Source organism: Kitasatospora sp. NPDC089509, from assembly GCF_044749365.1.
In the GTDB taxonomy this organism is placed as follows: domain Bacteria; phylum Actinomycetota; class Actinomycetes; order Streptomycetales; family Streptomycetaceae; genus Kitasatospora.
The window spans coordinates 41707-59450 of the sequence record NZ_JBIVHS010000022.1 but is presented as its reverse complement, the minus strand read 5'-3'; the positions used below and the strand labels follow the sequence as shown (position 1 = coordinate 59450).

The window sequence follows — 17744 nt, the reverse complement described above, 5'->3', positions numbered from 1 at the left end:
TCCACACCTCGGTTCCCACTCCTTCCACATGCTGGAACGCGGGGCGGGAACAGCCGGGGCGGGTGGGGTGTTGTCCGCCTCCGTAGTCGGAGCGGTCACCGGCAGTAGGCAGTTGTTCAAATTGGAACAACCGAGTACGGTCGACACCCGAACCGCCCGAACGACCTGAACCACCCGGATCCATCCGGATGGACCGGGATCCACGGCGACCCGACCCGGTCCACCCCCGATCGACGGAGGCCCGTCCATGCCTCAGCCCGGCTCCGCCACGGTGCGCTCGCGCGTGCGCATCCCGCTGACCTTCCCCGACGGCTACCGCGCCGAGGCGGAGGTCTTCACCTTCCACGGCCTCGCCGACGGCGCCGAGCACCTGGCGCTCGCCCTCGGCACGGTCCCGGACGGCGGGACTCCGCTGGTGCGGCTGCATTCCGAGTGCCTGACCGGCGACGTCTTCGGCTCGGACCGCTGCGACTGCGGCCCGCAGCTGCGCGAGTCGGTGGAGCGGATCAGCGAGGCCGGCGGGTACCTGCTCTACCTGCGCCAGGAGGGCCGGGGCATCGGGCTCTACAACAAGCTCGACGCGTACGCCCTCCAGGACTCCGGGCTGGACACCTACGACGCCAACACCGCGCTGGGCCTGCCCGAGGACGGCCGGGACTACACCGCGGCCGCCCAGATGCTCGCCGCGCTCGGCGTCGGCGGCATCGACCTACTGAGCAACAACCCGGACAAGGCGGCGCAGTTGGCCGAACTCGGGACCGTCGTCCGCCACCGGGTGCCCACCGGCGTCCACCTGTCCGCGAGTAACGTCCGGTACCTGACAGCGAAGGTGGAACGGACCGGGCACTCGATCGAGCTCTCCCGGCTGGTGGGCTGAGCACGACCGCCGAGTACGACGGCCGACGACTGACAGCTGACAACTTTCAGATTTCAGCGTTCAGAGTTCAGCATTCAGACAACGGATAACAGATGATGAAATCTGTCAGCTGTCAGTCGTCGGCCACCCGCCCCGCACCGTCCGCAGCACCCCGTACGCCGCCAGCGGCAGCACCAGCAGCAGCGCCGCCCAGAAGGCGCCGTGCCCCCACCACCCGGCCACCGCGCCGAACAGCCCCTGGAACACGGGGATCCGCAAGGCCTCCAGCGGCCCCAGCGCCCCGGGCCAGGCCCCCAGGAACAGGGTGCCGAGGATCCAGCAGACGAACAGGACCCGCGCGGTGACCAGCGTCCCGAGGGTGCTCAGCAGCGACAGCGCCGCCAGCAGGATGACGAACCCGGCCTGGTACGCCGCGCCGGTCTGCCCGGTCCCCCAGGAGTGGGGCGTCCGGTGCACCCCGGTGGCCGCCAACCGCACCTCGACCGCCGCCCACAGCAGCAGCACCAGCACCCCGGTGCTGGCGAGGGCGAACCGCAGCCGGTCCCGCGTCCCCGCCCCGCCGGCACGCCAACGCCCGTCGACGGCACCGGCCGCACCGGACGGAACCGGCCGCCCCGCGGCGGCCGCCGCCCGGGCCGCCCGCCGGTCGAGGTCCCGCCAGGCCGCCCGGACCCTCCCCCGGGCCCGCTGGGCGGGCTTGAGCAGCCGGTTCGCCGCCCGCTCGGTCAGCACCACGGCCACCACGATCGCCACCACCGCCGCGATCCCGGCCCAACTCCCCATCCCACCCTCGAACATGACCACCCGGTCGGCCACCGGCTGCGGCGCCCGCAGGGCCGTCATCGGCGGTCCGAGCCGTAGGTAGCCGATCGCGAAGGCGCCCACGCCGGTCAGCAGGGCCGTACCGAGACCGACCGGCGCCGGAAAGAAGGCGAGCACGGCCGCCGCCACGAAGGCCCCGCCGAGCTGACCCACCACCTGTTCGGCCGCCTGCCGCCCGGCCCGCCGCAACGACCCGCCGAACAGGTCCGGCGAGAGGTCGAGTTGGTGCCCCGCCTCGACCGGGTGGCGCAGCACCGCCCCCGCCCACAGCAGCAGACCCAGGCCCAGCACCAGCAGCGCGACCGCCGCGACCCGACGCGGCAGCATGGTCCGGGCGTAGGGCCACCAAACCCGCAGCCGGGCCGCCCAGTCCACCGGCGCCCGTCGGCGCCGCTCCTGCCACAGCCGGGCCGCCGCCCGGCCGGCCCGCGTCCGCCCCTGCCGCAGCACGCCCGGCTCGGACTCGGGTCGTTCCGCCCGCCCCCGGCCGCGCCGCCGCAGCGCCTCGGCGGCCACCAGCGCCGCCCGCCCCGCGACCTGCTCCGGGTCGGCCCCCACCGCCCGCCGCCGCAGCGCCGACCAGCGGCGGCGCACCATCTCCCGAGGGGTGGCCGCCGCCGGGTCCGGTGCCGGCCGCCGGGCCGCCGCCCGGACCGCCGTACGGGCCCCGGCACCCGCCGCCAGCGCCCCGTCCACCACCGCCGCCGCGACCACGGCCGCGAGCTCCGACACCCGTACCGGCAGCGGCAGTCGGTGCAGCGCCGCGGGCAGCGGGGAGAGCCGGCCGAGCACCCGGTGCCGCTCCTCGGGGCGGATGGTCAGCCAGACCGCCAGCCGGTGCGCCTCCTCGCGCTCCTCCGGGCTGAGCCCGCCGTCCCCGCGCCGCCCGCCGCCGACGGTGCGGGCGGTGCGCTCCACCTCGGCCAGTACCTCCGGCAGGGCGGCCAGGGCCGACAGCCGCGCGCAGTGCTCGCCGTAGCACTCGGGGTGGAAGCAGTCGTAGCGCGCGGCGACGGCCGGGGCGCCGCCGCGGACCAGTTCGTCGATGAACGCGGCGCCGTCCGGCTCGGTGGCGATCCGTTCCAGTCCGGCCGGGTCGACCGGCCGGTCGCGGTAGTGCGGGACGGCGGACGGGGCGTAGGCGGCGCCGAGGGCGAGCACGGCGACCCCGGCCACCGCCTCCCGCCGGGAGCCGGGCGCGCGGACCACGTCGGTGAGGTAGTGCAGGTCGAAGACGGAGTCCGTGACCTCGTCGCGCAGCCAGTCGCGCAGCCGCTCCGCCCCGACCGCCGCCAGCCAGCGGGCCGCCGCACCGGAGTTGCGCAGCAGCACCTCGGTGAGCCGGGCCGGGTCGGTGAACGGGTCGCCGAGGAAGGTGATCGGCCGGCGGGCCTGCGGGCGGCGCCGGACCACCTCCGGGCTGCCGCCGGCCAGCCAGCTGCGCACCTCGGGGGCGGTCCAGCGGTCCTCCGGCTTCTTGGTGAACAGGCCCTGGAGGAGCAGCAGTCGGCGCCGGTCGGTGACGGCGGTGAGGTCCACCTCCTCGCCCATGACCAGTTCCAGTTCCAGGTCGTGGTCGGCGGCCCGCTCGCCGTCCGGTCCGACGAACCGGGGGCGGCCGACGAACAGTTCGTACAGCACGTTGCCCAACCCCCACCAGGGCCCGGCCTCGTGGTTCTGGCCGGCCAGCTGCTCGGGGGCCATGTAGGCGACGGTGACCATCATCGCGGAGGTGAAGCGACGGCTGTCGGTGAGCCGGTCGACCCCGCCGAAGTCGGCGATCACGAACTCCCCCGGGCCGCGGCCGGGGCGGACCAGGATGTTGGCGGGCTTGAAGTCCAGCGGGTTGCGCTGGATCCGCCGCTGCCAGAACTCCAGCAGCGAGACCAGCTCGTAGACGATCTGCTCGGCGGTCCGCGGGTCGGTGTGGCCGCCGCTGCGGCGCAGCTCGGCGACGTGCGCGGAGAGGGTGACCGGCAGGTACTCCATCGCCACCCAGTCGACCAGCGCGCCGTGGTGGCGGACCCGTCCGAAGTCGATCAGGTGCGGGACGTGCCGGCGGAAGCCGTCGTTGCGCAGGTGGGACAGCAGGTCGTGGTCCATCGGCTGGCCCACCACGGACACCTTGACGGCCGCGTCGGTCCCGCCGTCGGTGCGCCGGACGTACCAGACGGTGCCCTCGGCACCCGCGCCCGCCCGGCCCAGCGGGGTGAAGCGGTCGCGCAGGGCGTCCGGGAAGCCGTCCTCGGCCGGACCGCCGTGCGCGGCGAAGCCGCCGCCCGGGCCGGGGGCGCCGCCCGGTCCCGGGTCGCCGGTCGGGCTGGGGACCGGCCCGCCGTTCGTACTCGGTCCGGGGCCGATGTGGTCCTGCCAGGACGCCGGGCCGTCCGCGGACCGGGGCTGGGACCGGGGCCGGGGCGGTACGACCTCGGTGACGGCCTCGGTGCCGGCCCAGGTGACGGCCCCGGTACCGGCCTCCGGGTCGTGGCGCGGCCCGGGCATCCGCCGGGTCGCGGCGTCCGGATCGTGGCGGGGGCCCGGCATCCGCCGGGTCGCGGCCTCCGGCTCCACCCCGCCGGGCCGCCGGGCCCCGAGCCGGGACGGCCGGTCCGCACCGGACTCCGGACCGGACTCCGAACCGCCCCGCGCCCCGCCCGGCGCACCGCGCCGCCGGTCCCACGATCCCCGGAACCGCGAGCCCCGTTCCCGCGACCCCCAGTCCACCCTGGTCCGCGGCGGCTCCCCGGACCACCCCGGGGGCCGGCCCTCCCCGGCCCCGCTTCCGGCCGGACCGGCGTCCTCCGTTGCGCCCATCGCGGCGCTCCCCCTCCCCGCTCCCCGGGGTCGGTGCGAAGGCCGCGCCCACGGGCGCACCGGTTCCGGGTGGTGATGTCGACGCGTCATCATCCCGCACGGCGGGCAGGGCCGCAGGGCGCTTTCCGGAACGGTTCCGGAACCCTTGCCGGAACGGAACCGTGCTGCGACGAAGGGCCGTTGACGATTCCCCGTACCCGACGACCGCCGCGCGGCGGCACGTTCACGACCGAACGCTCACGGCAGCACACCCGCGTCCGCACCCGCCGCGGACGGCACGCGGCTCACTCCGCCCCGACCGGCCGCCCCTCCGGCTCCTCGACGATCCGGCGGGCGATCTCCACCGGCTGCACCGGGCGGCCGAAGTGCCAGCCCTGCGCCCAGTCGCAGCCCATCGCGCGCAGCCGCTCGGCGTCCTTGCGGGTCTCCACGCCCTCCGCGGTGACGTTCAGCCCGAGCGTGTGGGCCATCGTGACCAGGCCGCTGACGATCCGCCAGCCGGTGGCCCCGTCCTTCGCCGGATCGTGCAGGTCGCCGACGAAGGAACCGGCGATCTTCAGCCCGGAGACCGGCAGGTCGCGCAGGTAGGCGAGGTTGGACCAGCCGGTGCCGAAGTCGTCCACCGCCAGCGAGACGCCGAGGTCGACCAGCCCGTGCAGGGTGCGCAGCGCCTCGTCCTCGGGGCCGACCACCGTCGACTCGGTGATCTCCAGCTGCAGCCGGGCCGGGTCCAGGCCGGTGCTGTCCAGGATCCGGCCGAGGTCGGTGACCAGCGCGGCGCTGCGCGCCTGCCGGACCGCCAGGTTGACGTTGAGCTGCGGCGCGGCGTCGCCGTACTGCTTGATCCAGTCCGCGGCCTGACCGCAGGCCTGTTCCAGCACCCAGCGGCCGAGCGGCATGATCAGCCCGGTCTCCTCGGCGGTGGTGACGAACTCGTCCGGGCCGAGCACGCCGAGCTGCGGGTGGCGCCAGCGCACCAGCGCCTCCACGGCGGCCATCCGGCCGTCGGCGAGGCGGTAGAGCGGCTGGTAGTCGATGAAGAACTCGCCGCGGTCCAGCGCGGCCGGCATCCGGACCGACACCGCGTAGCGGCTGACCGCGCGGGCGTTCTCCTTGGGGTCGAACAGCGTCCAGCGGCCGCGGCCGGCCTCCTTGGCGCGGTACAGCGTCAGGTCGGCGGCCCGGACGGCGGCGCCGGGGGTGGTGGTGGAGACCCGCCGCTCCAGCACGCCGACGCTGGCGCCGACGGCGAGCTTGTGGTCGCCGATCAGCACCGGTCCGGCCAGCGCCTTGAGCACGGTCCTGGCGGCGGCGACCGCCTCCTGCTCGCCCCGGCAGTGCTCCAGCAGGACGACGAACTCGTCCCCGCCGAGCCGGGCGACCAGGTGGCCGAGCGGGGAGAGGGCGGCCTTGAGCCGGGCGGCGACGGCGCTCAGCAGCTGGTCGCCCATGTCGTGGCCGAGGCTGTCGTTGACCACCTTGAAGCCGTCGAGGTCGACGTAGCAGAGGCCGAAGCGGGCGCCGGGCTCCGGCTCCTCGAACAGCTTCTCCAGCCGCTCGAAGAAGGCGGCGCGGTTGGGCAGGCCGGTCAGCGGGTCATGGGTGGCCTGGTGGCGCAGCCGCTCCTGGAGCCGGTAGCGGTCGGTGACGTCCTCCAGCATCGCGACCTGGTACTGCGGGACGCCGTCGTCGTCGCGGATCAGCGAGACGGTCAGGTGGGTCCAGACCACCTCGCCGTCCTGGCGGTAGTACGGCTTGTCGAACTGGAAGTACTCCCGCTTGCCGCTGATCAGCTCCTCGTACGCCTCCCAGACGCCCGGGGTGTCCTCGGGGTGGACGAGGTCGTCGACCCGGCGCCCGATCATGTCGTCCGGTCCCGCGCCGAACAGCTCCTGCACGGCCTTGTTGACGGCCAGGATGGTGCCGTCGGTGTCGCCGATGGCGATGCCGATCGCGGCGCTCTCGAACAGCGCGCGGAACCGGGCCTCGGACTCGCGCAGGGCCCGCTCGGCCTCCTTGCGGGCGGCGTCGGCGGCGGTGCGGATCGCCTCCTGCTCGCTCAGCGTGCGCTCGCGCAGGGCGTTCGCCCAGCCGGCCGCGAAGGCACCGGTCAGGGCGGGGCCGCGGTCGTCGTGGACCGGCTGGGCCTGGAGCAGTTCGACCGCGCGGGCGAGCAGCGCGGGGTCGGTGAAGTGGGCGTCGACCAGTTCGGCGCCGGCCTGGGCGGCCAGCCGGGGCACGAAGGGTTCGTCCTGCTGGGCGCGGTGCAGCAGGGCGGCGGTGCGTGCGACCAGCCGGCCGAGCAGGTCGGGGTGGACGGCGATGCCGTGGTCGGTGGCGAGCAGCCGGGACCAGTCCTCGTGGAACCGCTCGGCGGTGTCGCCGGCCCGGGTCGCGCCGCTCATCGGGCCGCCCCGGTGACGGGTGCGGCGGTCCGCCGGCGGGGTCCGCGGGATCCGTGGAGCCCCCGGGGCCCGACGGTGGGCGCGGCCGGGTGCCCGGCGGCCGCCGCACGGGGCGTACGGCCGTCGGTCGCTCTCCCGGCGCCACCGCTCAAGGGCGGAACCCCACGCCCGCCACCCCGGCGATCCGCTCGGGGTGCTCGCCGACCGTGTCCGGCTGGTCGGGGCGCCACTGCGGCAGGTGGACCACGCCCGGTTCGACCAGTTCGAAGCCGGCGAACATCGCGGTGACCTGCTCGCGGGTCCGCATGGTCAGCGGGGTCGGGGTCCGCCGGTAGAGCTCCTGGTGGTCCTCGGCCTGGTCCGGGCGGGCTTCCAGGGCGGCGTGCGAGAGGACCAGGGCGCTGCCGTCCGGGAGGCGGTCGCGGACCGTGGCGACCAGCTTCCAGGGGTCCTCGTCGTCGCTGACGAAGTGGGCGACGGCCACCAGCAGGACGGCCACCGGCTCCCCTGCGGCCAGCAGGGCGGTCACCTCGGGGCGGTCCAGCAGGTCGTCGACGTCGCGCAGGTCGGCCTGGACGACGGCGCAGTGCGGGTCGTCCTGGAGCAGCAGCCGGCTGTGGGCGACGGCGACCGGGTCGCGGTCCACGTAGACCACCTCGGCCTCCGGGCGGATCGCGCGGGCGATCTCGTGCACGGCGCCGAAGGTGGGGATGCCGGAGCCGATGTCCAGGAAGCGGGTGACCCCGCGCTCGGCGAGGAAGGTCACGGCGCGGCGCAGGAAGGCCCGGTTGGAGCGCATGATCTGGGGCAGCTCCGGCCACAGCTCCATCGCCCGGCGGGCCATCTCCCGGTCGACCTCGAAGTTGTGCGAGCCCCCGAGGTAGTAGTCGTAGACCCGTGCGGCGTTCGGTTTGTCCAGGTCCGTACCTTCCGGTACCCAGCTCGGTCGCCGCATGCCTGTGACTCCTTCACTCCGGTTTCCGGGGGGTGCAGCGCTTGGAGATGCTGCCGTGACTGATGAGACTACAAGCACACAAGATCCTGCCCCGCACCCCGAACGGGTGCAAGCGGAGTGCGCCCCTCCTCCGGGCGGCGCCCTCCGCCCCTCCGGGCGGCGCTCCCGACCCCTCCGGGCGGCGCCCTCCGCCCGGGATCCACCGGGCTCCGGCGCCCTGCCGGACCGGGCGGGCGGCCGACTAGGGTGGGCCCGTGGATCCCAACCACTACCGCTTCCGGGGCGTTTGGCGGCTCGCGGCGCCCGCGGCGGCGGTGTACGCGGCGCTGGAGGACGTCCGGAGCTACCCGCTGTGGTGGCCGGAGATCCGGGAGGTCCGGCAGACCGGCGCGGAGTCCGGGGACGTGGTGATTCGCGCCCTGCTGCCGTACCGGCTGGTGGTCGGCCTGGAGTCCCGGCGGCGCGACCCGGCCGCCGGGGTGCTGGAGGCGGTGATGCGAGGCGACCTCGACGGGTGGTCGCGGTTCACCGTCACGGCGGACCGGCCGGGCGGCGCCGGGTGCCGGGTGCTGTTCGAGGAGGACACCCGCCCCGGCAAGCCCCTGCTGCGACGGCTCGCCCTGCCGCTGCACCCGCTGTTCCGGGCCAACCACGCGGTGATGATGCGCCGGGGGCGCCGGGGGCTGGCAGGGTACCTGGCGGGGACCGGGGCGGCCGACGGCGGACGAGGGACGGCGAACAGATGACAGATGACGACTTTCAGCGAACAGATAACAGCTTTCATCATCTGTCGGCTGTCAGTTGTTCGCCGACCGACCACGACGCCAGCCACGACGTCAGCCACGACGTCGGCCACGACGTCGGCCACGACGTCGGCCACGACTTCGACCGCACCGGCACCGGCAGCAGCAAATGGGCCCGGGCCACCGCCCCCGGGGTGATCCCGATGGGCCTGGCGGACATGGACCTGCCCGGCCCGCCCGCCGTCGCCGAGGCGCTGCAGCGGCGGGCCCGCCACCGCGCCTACGGCTACACCGTCTGCGACCCGTCCGGACGCACCCTGGTCGCCGACTGGTACCGGGCCCGGCACGGCGTCGAGGTGGACCCCGACTGGGTCCTGCTGCCGCCCTGCGGTCCGCGCACCGCGCTGCGCATCCTGCTGGAGGCCGTACGACCGCAGGCCCCCGTCCTCTTCCCCACGCCCGAGTGGGGCGGCTTCGCCCAGCTCTGCCGCGCCATGGGCCTCCCCCACCAGGCGTTGCCGCTGCCCCTGGCCCCGAACGGCTACCGCCTGCCGCCCGGCCCGCTGCCCCGCCCGGTCGGCGCCGTGCTGCTGAGCAACCCGCACAACCCCTCCGGCCGGGTCTGGCCCACCGGCGCGGTCCGCGGCCTCGCCGCCTGGGCGGCGGAGAGCGGCGCCCTGCTGGTCTCGGACGAGGTGCACGGCGACCTCACCCACCCCGGGCACCGCCACCCCGTCGCCGTGACCACCGCCGACCCGGCACACCGGCCGTCCGTCGTCACCCTGAACTCCGTCGGCAAGACCTTCAACTGCTCCGGCATTCCCAGCAGTTTCGCCCTCGTCCCCGACCCCGGCCTGCGCGCCCGCTTCACCGACGCCCTGGCCGGCTACGGCCTCTGGGAGGGCGGCCTGCTGGAGCAGACCGTGCACCGGGCCGCGCTGGGGGCGGGCGGCCCCTGGCTGGACGCGCTGCTCGCCCACCTCGTCGCCGCCCGCACCCGGCTGACCGACCGCCTCGGCCCCGCCGTCCGCTCCGTCCCGCAGGCCTCCTACCTGCTCTGGCTGGACGCCGCCGCCCTCGGCCTGCCGCCGACCGGCGCCCGCGCGGCGCTGCTGGAGCGCTGCGGTCTGGAGGCCTCCGACGGCGCCGAGTTCGGCCCGGGCGGCGCGGGCTCGCTGCGGCTCAACTACGCCCTGCCCGGCCGGGTGCTGGACACCGTCCTGGCGCGGCTGGACCGGCTGTGACCCGGGCATGTGCCGGTGTCGAAGGCGCCCGCGGAACCCCTCCGCACCGCACCCCGGAATCCCCGCGTTCACCCGTTCGCCACGCCCCTGACCTGCGGATACGAACATTCACGCGATATTTGCGAAGCACCCCCGCATGCTCCGTAGCAGACTGGGCAGGGTAGACCGGGCCGCAATCGTGATCCCGAGGATGGTGAGTCCGGTGATACCGATATCCCGCACCACTCCGCCCGACCGGCAGAGCGCACCACCGCCCCCGACGGGGGTGACCCCGCTGACCGAATCGGGGGCGCGCAGCCACGTGTCGGGCGTCTGTTTCAAGATCGGACCGCCCCGACTGGTGGGTGTCGAGGTCGAGTGGTTCGTCCATGACGATCGATGTCCCAGTCGACCCGTACCGCCGGAACTGCTCCACGCCGCGCTGGACTCGCTGCCCCTCGGCGGCCCGGACGGCACCTCGCTCCCCTCCGGTTCGCGCCTCACGCTCGAACCCGGCGGACAGGTAGAGCTCAGCTCCCCGCCCGCCACCGGCCTCCTCGCCTGCGTCGAGGACACCCGACGCGATCTGACCGCCCTGCGGGCCGCCTTCGCGGCCCAGGGTCTTCGACTCACCGGCACCGGGACGGACCCACTGGCCCGCCCCCGACGGATGGTGCTGGACCACCCCCGCTACCTCGCGATGGAGCGCTTCTTCGAGTCGGCCGGGCCCTGGGGCCGGGTCATGATGACCGGTACCGCCTCCGTGCAGGTGTGCCTGGACGCCGGCGAGGCGGCCGGTCCGCACGCGGTCGAACGGCGCTGGCAGCTGGTCCACCGACTGGGCCCGGTGCTGGTCGCGGCCTTCGCCAACTCCCCGCTCCTGGACGGGAAACCGACCGGTCACCGGTCCACCCGGCAGACCGTGTGGTCCCGGATGGACCCGAGCCGCACCCTCGCCCCGGAGCCGGACCACGGCGACCCGCGCGAGGCCTGGGCGCAGTACGTGCTGAACGCCCAAGTCCTGTGCGTGCGACGGCCGGAGGGGCAGCCGTGGACCGCGCCGCCCGACCTGACCTTCCGGGACTGGATCCGCGGCGGGGGTGAACGCCCGCCCACCCTGGCCGACTTGACGTACCACTGCACCACGCTGTTCCCGCCGGTGCGCCCGCGCGGCCACCTGGAACTGCGGATGATCGACGCCCAGCCCGGCGACGGCTGGGTGGTGCCCACCGCCCTCGTCACCGCGCTGCTGGACGACCCGGTGGCCGCCGACACCGCGCTCGACGCCCTGGCTCCACTGGACCGCCCGACCGGCCCGCTACCGCCGCGCAGCGACGTCTGGCTCCGCGCCGCCACCCTGGGCGTCGCCGACCCCGAACTGCGCCGGGCCGCGCTCACCTGCTTCGCCGCCGCCGACGCCGCGCTGGGCCGCCTGCCCGGCGCCGGACGGCTGCGCGCCACCCTCGCCGAGTTCGCCGAGCGCTACCCCGCGCGCGGCCGCTGCCCGGCCGACGATCAGCTGGACGCCCTGCGCACCGGCACCCGACGCACTCCTCCGGAGGAGGCACCATGACCGACGTCCGACCGACCGCCGCCCCCGGGACACCCCACACGGGTGCCCCGGGCACCCCGGACGCCACGCACGGTGCGGCCGGCGCCGGCCGCACCGGCACCGGCACCGAGGCGCTGCGCGAGACCATCGCCGCCGAGCTGCTGGCCGCCCGCGCCCGGACGGCCGTGCTGACCGACTGCGTCGGGGACGCCGACCTCACCGCCCAGCACTCGCCGCTGATGTCCCCGCTGGTCTGGGACCTCGCGCACATCGGCAACCAGGAGGAGCTCTGGCTGCTGCGCAACGTCGGCGGCCGCGACCCGATGCACCCGGAGATCGACCCGCTGTACGACGCGTTCCAGCACCCCCGGGCCGAGCGCCCCAGCCTGCCGCTGCTGCCGCCCGCCGAGGCCCGCGCCTACGCCCACGAGGTGCGCGGCCGGGTGCTGGACCTACTGGCCGCCAGCCCGCTGGAGGGCGCGCCGCTGCTGGATGCCGGGTTCGCCTTCGGGATGATCGCCCAGCACGAGCAGCAGCACGACGAGACGATGCTGATCACCCACCAGCTCCGCACCGGCGAGCCCGCCCTGGCCGCTCCCCCGCCACCGCCCGCACCCGCCGACGCGGCCACCCTGCCGGCCGAAGTCCTCATCCCCGCGGGCCCGTTCACGATGGGCACGGACACCGAGCCGTGGGCCCTGGACAATGAGCGCCCGGCGCACCCCGTCGACCTGCCGGCCTACTTCCTGGACACCGCCCCGGTCACCAACGCCGCCTACCAGCGCTTCATCGCCGACGGCGGCTACGACCAGCCGCACTGGTGGAGCGCGGAGGGCTGGGAGCACCGCCGACGGGCCGACCTGACCGCCCCGCTGTTCTGGAAGCGGGAGGACCGCCAGTGGCTGCGCCGCCGCTTCGGCTCGGTCGAGCCGGTACCGCCGAACGAGCCGGTGCTGCACGTCAGTTGGTACGAGGCGGACGCCTACGCCCGCTGGGCCGGGCGACGGCTGCCGACCGAGGCCGAGTGGGAGAAGGCGGCCCGGCACGACCCGGCCACCGGCCGCTCGCGCCGCTACCCGTGGGGCGACGGCCCGCCCGGCCCCGAGCACGCCAACCTCGGCCAGCGGCACCTGCGCCCGGCCGCCGCCGGAAGCTACCCGGCGGGACAGTCCCCGTACGGGGTACGGCAGTTGATGGGCGACGTGTGGGAGTGGACGGCCAGCGACTTCCACCCCTACCCGGGCTTCCGGGCCTGGCCGTACCAGGAGTACTCGGAGGTCTTCTTCGGGCCCGAGTACAAGGTGCTGCGCGGCGGCTGCTTCGCGGTGGCGCCGGTCGCCTGCCGGGGCACCTTCCGCAACTGGGACTACCCCGTGCGGCGGCAGATCTTCGCCGGCTTCCGCACCGCGCGCGACGCGGAGCGGGCCTGATGTGCCGCCACCTCGCCTACCTGGGCGAGCCGCTGGCACCGCGGGACCTGTTGGTGCACCCGCCGCACGCGCTGTACCGGCAGTCCTGGGCGCCCCGGAGCCAGCGGTACGGGACGGTCAACGCGGACGGCTTCGGCCTGGGCTGGTACGCGGACGGCGACGAACTGCCCGCCCGCTACCGCCGGGCCGGGCCGATCTGGGCCGACGCGACCTTCGCCGACCTCGCCCGGGTGATCCGCACCCGGGCGCTGCTGGCGGCCGTCCGCTCCGCCACCGAGGGCTGCGAGGCGGGCGAGGCGGCGGCCGCGCCGTTCGCCGCCGGGCGCTGGCTGTTCAGCCACAACGGCGCGGTGGCCGGGTGGCCCGGCAAGCTGGACGCGCTCGCCGCCCTGCTGCCGCCCGCCGAGCTGCTGGAACTGGAGGCCCGGAGCGACTCGGCCCTACTGTGGGCGCTCACCCTGCACCGGCTGCGCCGGGGCGCGGAGCTCGGCGAGGCCCTGGCGGGCACGGTGGCGGACGTCGCCGCGCACACCACCGGCCGGCTCAACCTGCTGCTCACCGACGGCACCGCGATCGCCGCCACCGCCTGGGGCGACACCCTGCACTGCCGCGAGCTGCCCGGCCTCGGCACGGTGGTGGCCTCCGAGCCGTACGACGACGAGCCGGGCTGGACCCCCGTCCCGGACGGCTCCCTGCTGCTGGTCGACGCCGCGGGCGTCCGGGTCCGACAGCTCCCCAGTCACTACTGACCCTCCACTCTCCCTTCATCTTCTGAACAGAGGAACCACCCTGTCATGGACACATTCGATCTCACCCGACTGCTGCCCGCCGACCACTTCAGCACCGCGCTGCACCACGACGTCCGGCACGGGCTGACCGCCGACCCCAAGTGGCTGCCGCCGAAGTGGTTCTACGACGCCCGGGGCAGCGAGCTGTTCGAGGAGATCACCCGGCTGCCCGAGTACTACCCGACCCGCGCCGAGCGGGCCATCCTGGCCGCCCGGGCCGACGAGATCGCCGCGGCCACCCGGGCCCGCACCCTGGTCGAGCTCGGCTCCGGCTCCTCCGAGAAGACCCGGCTGCTGCTGGACGCGCTGCGCTCGCGCCGCGACCTGGAGACCTACGTCCCGGTGGACGTCAGCGAGAGCGCGCTGACCGCGGCCGGCACCGCGCTCGCCGCCGAGTACCCCGGACTGGCCGTGCACGGCGTGCTCGCCGACTTCACCGCCCGACTCGGCCTGCCCCCGGACGGCGCCCCCCGCCTGGTCGCCTTCCTCGGCGGCACCCTCGGCAACCTGCTGCCGCCGGAGCGCGCCGTCTTCTTGCGCCACCTGCGCTCCGCGCTCGACCCGGGCGACTTCCTGCTGCTCGGCACCGACCTGGTGAAGGACCCGGCGGTACTGGTCGCCGCCTACGACGACGGCGCCGGGGTGACCGCCGAGTTCAACCGCAACGTGCTCAACGTGCTCAACCGCGAGCTGGGCGCCGACTTCGACCCGGCCGCCTTCGAGCACGTCGCGCTCTGGGACCCGGAGCAGGAGTGGATCGAGATGCGACTGCGCTCGCTGCGCTCGCAGACCGTGAAGATCCCGGCCCTGGACCTGCCGGTGCACTTCGACCGGGGCGAGGAGCTGCGCACCGAGGTCTCGGCCAAGTTCACCCGGGAGCGGGTGACCGGGGAGCTGGCCACGGCCGGGCTGCGGCTCACCCACTGGTGGACCGACCCCGGGGGCCGGTTCGGGCTCTCGCTGTCCGCCCCGGCCTGAGCGGGCCACTCGGGGGCAACGGCCGGGCGCCAGTCCCGGGAAGCCACAGGAAGCCGCAGGAAGCCGCAGGAAGCCGCAGGAAGCTGCGCGAAGCTACGGGAAGCTCAATTTGCTTGTTCACCTTACGAATTCTCAGAGCAAAACTTGAGCTTCCACGTGTACAAGGCTTGAACGAATAGGGGTTACGATCTCGGCTACCGAGCTCAGCGTTGAGTACCAGGAGTCCAGATCGTGAGCGTCACCCAGAAGCCCTCCGGGGCGGCCGAGGCCACCGCGCCCGGCCGCCTCGGCTTCGTCGTCTTCATCACCGCCGCCGCGGCCCTCGGCGGCTTCCTGTTCGGCTACGACAGCTCCGTGATCAACGGCGCCGTCTCCGGCATCCAGGGGAAGTTCGGGGTCGGCAGCGGCGAGACCGGCCTGATCGTCTCCTCGGCGCTGCTGGGTTCGGCGGTCGGCGCCGCACTGGCCGGCCGGTTCGCCGACCGCTACGGCCGGATCAAGGTCATGAAGGCGGGCGCGCTGCTCTTCGCGGTCAGCGCCGTCGGCTCGATGCTGCCGTTCTCCCCCTGGGACCTCGCCCTGTGGCGCGTCCTCGGCGGCGCGGCCATCGGCATCGCCTCGGTGATCGCCCCGACCTATATCGCCGAGGTCGCGCCGACCAAGTACCGGGGCCGACTGGCCTCCTTCCAGCAGGCCGCGATCGTGCTCGGCATCGCGATATCCCAGCTGGTCAACTGGGTGCTGGCGGACGCCGCCGGCGGCGACACCCGCGGCCACCTGCTCGGCCTGGAGGCCTGGCAGTGGATGCTCGGCATCTGCGTCGTCCCGGCCGCGGTCTACTTCGCGCTGTCCTCGATGATCCCCGAGTCCCCGCGCTACCTGATCCAGGCCGAGCGCCTGGACGAGGCCCGCGCGGTGCTGGCCAAGGTCGAGGGCGAGGGCGTGGACGCCGACGCCCGGATCGCCGAGATCCGGACGCTGATCGCCTCCGACCACCGCCCGCGCTTCCGCGACCTGCTCGGCGGCCGCTTCGGCCTGCTCCCGATCATCTGGGTCGGCATCGGGCTGTCGGTCTTCCAGCAGCTGGTCGGCATCAACGTGATCTTCTACTACTCGTCGATCCTGTGGCAGTCGGTCGGCATCGACCAGAGCAACTCGCTGCTGATCAGCTTCATCGGCTCGGTCATCAACATCCTCGGCACCGTGATCGCGATCCTGCTGGTCGACCGGATCGGCCGCAAGCCGCTCGCCCTGATCGGTTCGGCCGGCATGGCCGTCACCCTGGCCGCGGCGGGCTGGGCGTTCTCCTCCGCCACCGGCTCCGGCGACAACGTCTCGCTGCCCGACCTCCAGGGCACCGTCGCGCTGATCTCCGCCAACGCCTTCGTGCTGTTCTTCGCGATGTCCTGGGGCGTGGTCGTCTGGGTGATGCTCGGCGAGATGTTCCCCAACCGGATCCGCGCCGCCGCCCTCTCCGTCGCCGCCTCCGCGCAGTGGATCGCCAACTGGGTGATCACCGTGTCGTTCCCGTCGCTGTCGCGCTGGAACCTGTCGGCGACCTACCTGGTGTACGCGGCCTTCGCGGCGCTGTCGATGGTCTTCGTGGCGAAGTTCATGAAGGAGACCAAGGGCGTCCGGCTGGAGGACATGGGCTGACCGGCCGCACGTCCGCCGGTCGTACGATCCGACCTTCGGCCCCCGCACCCTAGCGCGCTGAGCGCGGGTGCGGGGGCCGAATCGTTCACTCTCTGCGGTGGACCGAGCACCTCCGGTACTCCTGTTCGGCAGGAGGGATGTGTCCTTGATCTTCAACCGGCTCCGCACCCGCAGAACGACCACCGCCCCGAGCGGCGGCTGTCCGTACGCCCACGCCCACACCGGGCCGGCCTTCATGTCACCGGCCTCCATACCACCGACCTCCGCGCCACCGGCCTCCGTGCCACCGGTCCGCCAATCGCCGCCCACCCCGGCTCCCGCGTCACCGGTCAGCCAACTTCCGCCCGCGCCACCGCCGTTCACCGACCCCGACCAGGCCGCCGGGTTCATCCGCCAGTTCCACCACGAGCAACCCGCCGCCGGCGACCCGGAGTCGAGGCTGCGCGCCGTGCGGGAGGAGATCGACCGCACCGGCAGCTACCGGCACACCCCCGAGGAACTCGCCTACGGCGCCAAGCTCGCCTGGCGCAACGCCGCCCGCTGCATCGGCCGGCTGTACTGGCGCAGCCTGGTGGTCCGCGACCTGCGCCACCTGTCCGCCCCCGACGACATCGCCGCCGAGTGCTTCGAGCACCTGCGGGTGGCGGGCAACGGCGGCCGGATCCGCCCGGTGGTCTCGGTGTTCGCCCCCGACCGCCCGGGCCGCCCGGCCGCGCGGATCCTCAACCAGCAGCTGGTCCGCTACGCCGGGCACCACGACGCCGACGGTGCCGTGGTCGGCGACCCGGCGGGCGCCGCGCTCACCGCCCGGGCCCGCGAGCTCGGCTGGAAGTGCGCCGAGGACCGCTTCGAGCCGCTGCCGCTGCTGGTCCAGGAGCGCCCCGGCGAGCGGCCGCACTGGTACGAACTGCCGGACGACACCACCCTGGAGGTGCCGCTGAGCCACCCCGAGCACGGCTGGTTCGCCGAGCTCGGGCTGCGCTGGTACGCGGTGCCCGCGATCAGCGACATGACCCTGGAGATCGGCGGCGTCCGCTACCCCACCGCGCCGTTCAACGGCTGGTACATGGGCACCGAGATCGGCGCCCGCAACCTCGCCGACGCCGACCGCTACGACATGCTGGGCACCGTCGCCGAGCGGCTGGGCCTGGACACCTCCAGCGAACGCACCCTCTGGCGCGACCGCGCCCTGATCGAGCTCAACATCGCGGTGCTGCACTCCTTCCAGGAGGCCGGGGTGACCGTCGCCGACCACCACACCGAGTCGGAGCGCTTCCTCAAGCACGTTGCCCAGGAGCGGCGGCTCGGCCGTCCGACCCCGGCCGACTGGAGCTGGATCGTGCCCCCGGTCTCGGGCGGGCTGACCCCGGTCTACCACCGGTACTACGACCCGGTGGACGAGGAGCAGCGGCCGGCCTTCCTGGCCCGCGAGCCCTGGTAGGCCGGTAGGACTGCAGGACCGTAGGACCCTAGGACCGTCGGAAGGTCGGGGACCGCCGGT

General features: G+C 74.6%; 12 protein-coding genes. 9 read left to right on the top strand and 3 right to left on the bottom strand.

Features of this window, described 5'->3' with window-relative positions; genetic code table 11:
* Window positions 1–247 precede the first annotated feature (247 nt).
* Window positions 248–877: a GTP cyclohydrolase II gene (gene ribA, locus ACIP4P_RS33770; protein WP_400925027.1), complete on the top strand. Its 630-nt coding sequence runs from the start codon at window positions 248–250 to the stop codon at window positions 875–877.
* A gap of 105 nt (window positions 878–982) precedes the next feature.
* On the opposite strand, the gene ACIP4P_RS33765 is transcribed toward ribA, so the two are convergent.
* From ACIP4P_RS33765 to ACIP4P_RS33755, 3 genes are all read right to left on the bottom strand, one after another.
* A complete protein-coding gene (locus ACIP4P_RS33765; protein WP_400925025.1) occupies window positions 983–4243 on the bottom strand; it encodes a hypothetical protein in 3261 nt (1086 codons plus the stop codon).
* Between the two features lie 554 nt (window positions 4244–4797).
* On the bottom strand, window positions 4798–6918 hold the full coding sequence (locus tag ACIP4P_RS33760) for a putative bifunctional diguanylate cyclase/phosphodiesterase (protein ID WP_400925023.1): 2121 nt from the start codon (window positions 6916–6918) through the stop codon (window positions 4798–4800).
* A 148-nt stretch (window positions 6919–7066) separates the two neighbouring features.
* Entirely contained in the window at window positions 7067–7873 is an 807-nt protein-coding gene (locus ACIP4P_RS33755; protein ID WP_400925021.1) for an SAM-dependent methyltransferase, read from the bottom strand.
* 254 nt (window positions 7874–8127) lie between these two features.
* Between ACIP4P_RS33755 and ACIP4P_RS33750 the strand changes: the two genes are divergently transcribed.
* From ACIP4P_RS33750 to ACIP4P_RS33715, 8 genes are all read left to right on the top strand, one after another.
* Window positions 8128–8619, top strand: a complete 492-nt coding sequence (locus ACIP4P_RS33750) for an SRPBCC family protein (RefSeq protein ID WP_400925019.1) — start codon at window positions 8128–8130, stop codon at window positions 8617–8619.
* Window positions 8616–9860: an aminotransferase class I/II-fold pyridoxal phosphate-dependent enzyme gene (locus ACIP4P_RS33745; protein WP_400925017.1), complete on the top strand. Its 1245-nt coding sequence runs from the start codon at window positions 8616–8618 to the stop codon at window positions 9858–9860. The genes ACIP4P_RS33750 and ACIP4P_RS33745 overlap by 4 nt, the downstream gene beginning before the upstream one ends.
* Window positions 9861–10050: 190 nt before the next feature.
* A complete protein-coding gene (gene egtA / locus ACIP4P_RS33740) occupies window positions 10051–11412 on the top strand; it encodes an ergothioneine biosynthesis glutamate--cysteine ligase EgtA (protein WP_400925015.1) in 1362 nt (453 codons plus the stop codon).
* Entirely contained in the window at window positions 11409–12821 is a 1413-nt protein-coding gene (gene egtB / locus ACIP4P_RS33735; RefSeq protein ID WP_400925013.1) for an ergothioneine biosynthesis protein EgtB, read from the top strand. Before egtA ends, egtB begins: the two co-directional genes overlap by 4 nt.
* Entirely contained in the window at window positions 12821–13570 is a 750-nt protein-coding gene (gene egtC, locus ACIP4P_RS33730; RefSeq protein ID WP_400925011.1) for an ergothioneine biosynthesis protein EgtC, read from the top strand. The genes egtB and egtC overlap by 1 nt, the downstream gene beginning before the upstream one ends.
* 45 nt (window positions 13571–13615) lie before the next feature.
* Window positions 13616–14587: an L-histidine N(alpha)-methyltransferase gene (gene egtD, locus ACIP4P_RS33725; RefSeq protein WP_400925009.1), complete on the top strand. Its 972-nt coding sequence runs from the start codon at window positions 13616–13618 to the stop codon at window positions 14585–14587.
* Window positions 14588–14815: 228 nt separating this feature from the next.
* Complete coding sequence (locus ACIP4P_RS33720) at window positions 14816–16243, top strand: sugar porter family MFS transporter (protein ID WP_400925180.1); 1428 nt, start codon at window positions 14816–14818, stop codon at window positions 16241–16243.
* Between the two features lie 139 nt (window positions 16244–16382).
* A complete protein-coding gene (locus tag ACIP4P_RS33715; protein WP_400925007.1) occupies window positions 16383–17684 on the top strand; it encodes a nitric oxide synthase oxygenase in 1302 nt (433 codons plus the stop codon).
* Window positions 17685–17744: the final 60 nt, after the last annotated feature.

What these genes read in the sequence shown, in the direction of transcription:
- ACIP4P_RS33760 (WP_400925023.1), bottom strand. Translation starts at nt 6,918, where the DNA reads ATGAGCGGCGCGACCCGGGCCGGCGACACCGCCGAGCGGTTCCACGAG.
- egtB (WP_400925013.1), top strand. Translation starts at nt 11,409, where the DNA reads ATGACCGACGTCCGACCGACCGCCGCCCCCGGGACACCCCACACGGGT.
- egtD (WP_400925009.1), top strand. Translation starts at nt 13,616, where the DNA reads ATGGACACATTCGATCTCACCCGACTGCTGCCCGCCGACCACTTCAGC.
- egtC (WP_400925011.1), top strand. Translation starts at nt 12,821, where the DNA reads ATGTGCCGCCACCTCGCCTACCTGGGCGAGCCGCTGGCACCGCGGGAC.
- ACIP4P_RS33745 (WP_400925017.1), top strand. Translation starts at nt 8,616, where the DNA reads ATGACAGATGACGACTTTCAGCGAACAGATAACAGCTTTCATCATCTG.
- ACIP4P_RS33755 (WP_400925021.1), bottom strand. Translation starts at nt 7,873, where the DNA reads ATGCGGCGACCGAGCTGGGTACCGGAAGGTACGGACCTGGACAAACCG.
- egtA (WP_400925015.1), top strand. Translation starts at nt 10,051, where the DNA reads ATGGTGAGTCCGGTGATACCGATATCCCGCACCACTCCGCCCGACCGG.
- ribA (WP_400925027.1), top strand. Translation starts at nt 248, where the DNA reads ATGCCTCAGCCCGGCTCCGCCACGGTGCGCTCGCGCGTGCGCATCCCG.
- ACIP4P_RS33765 (WP_400925025.1), bottom strand. Translation starts at nt 4,243, where the DNA reads ATGCCGGGCCCCCGCCACGATCCGGACGCCGCGACCCGGCGGATGCCC.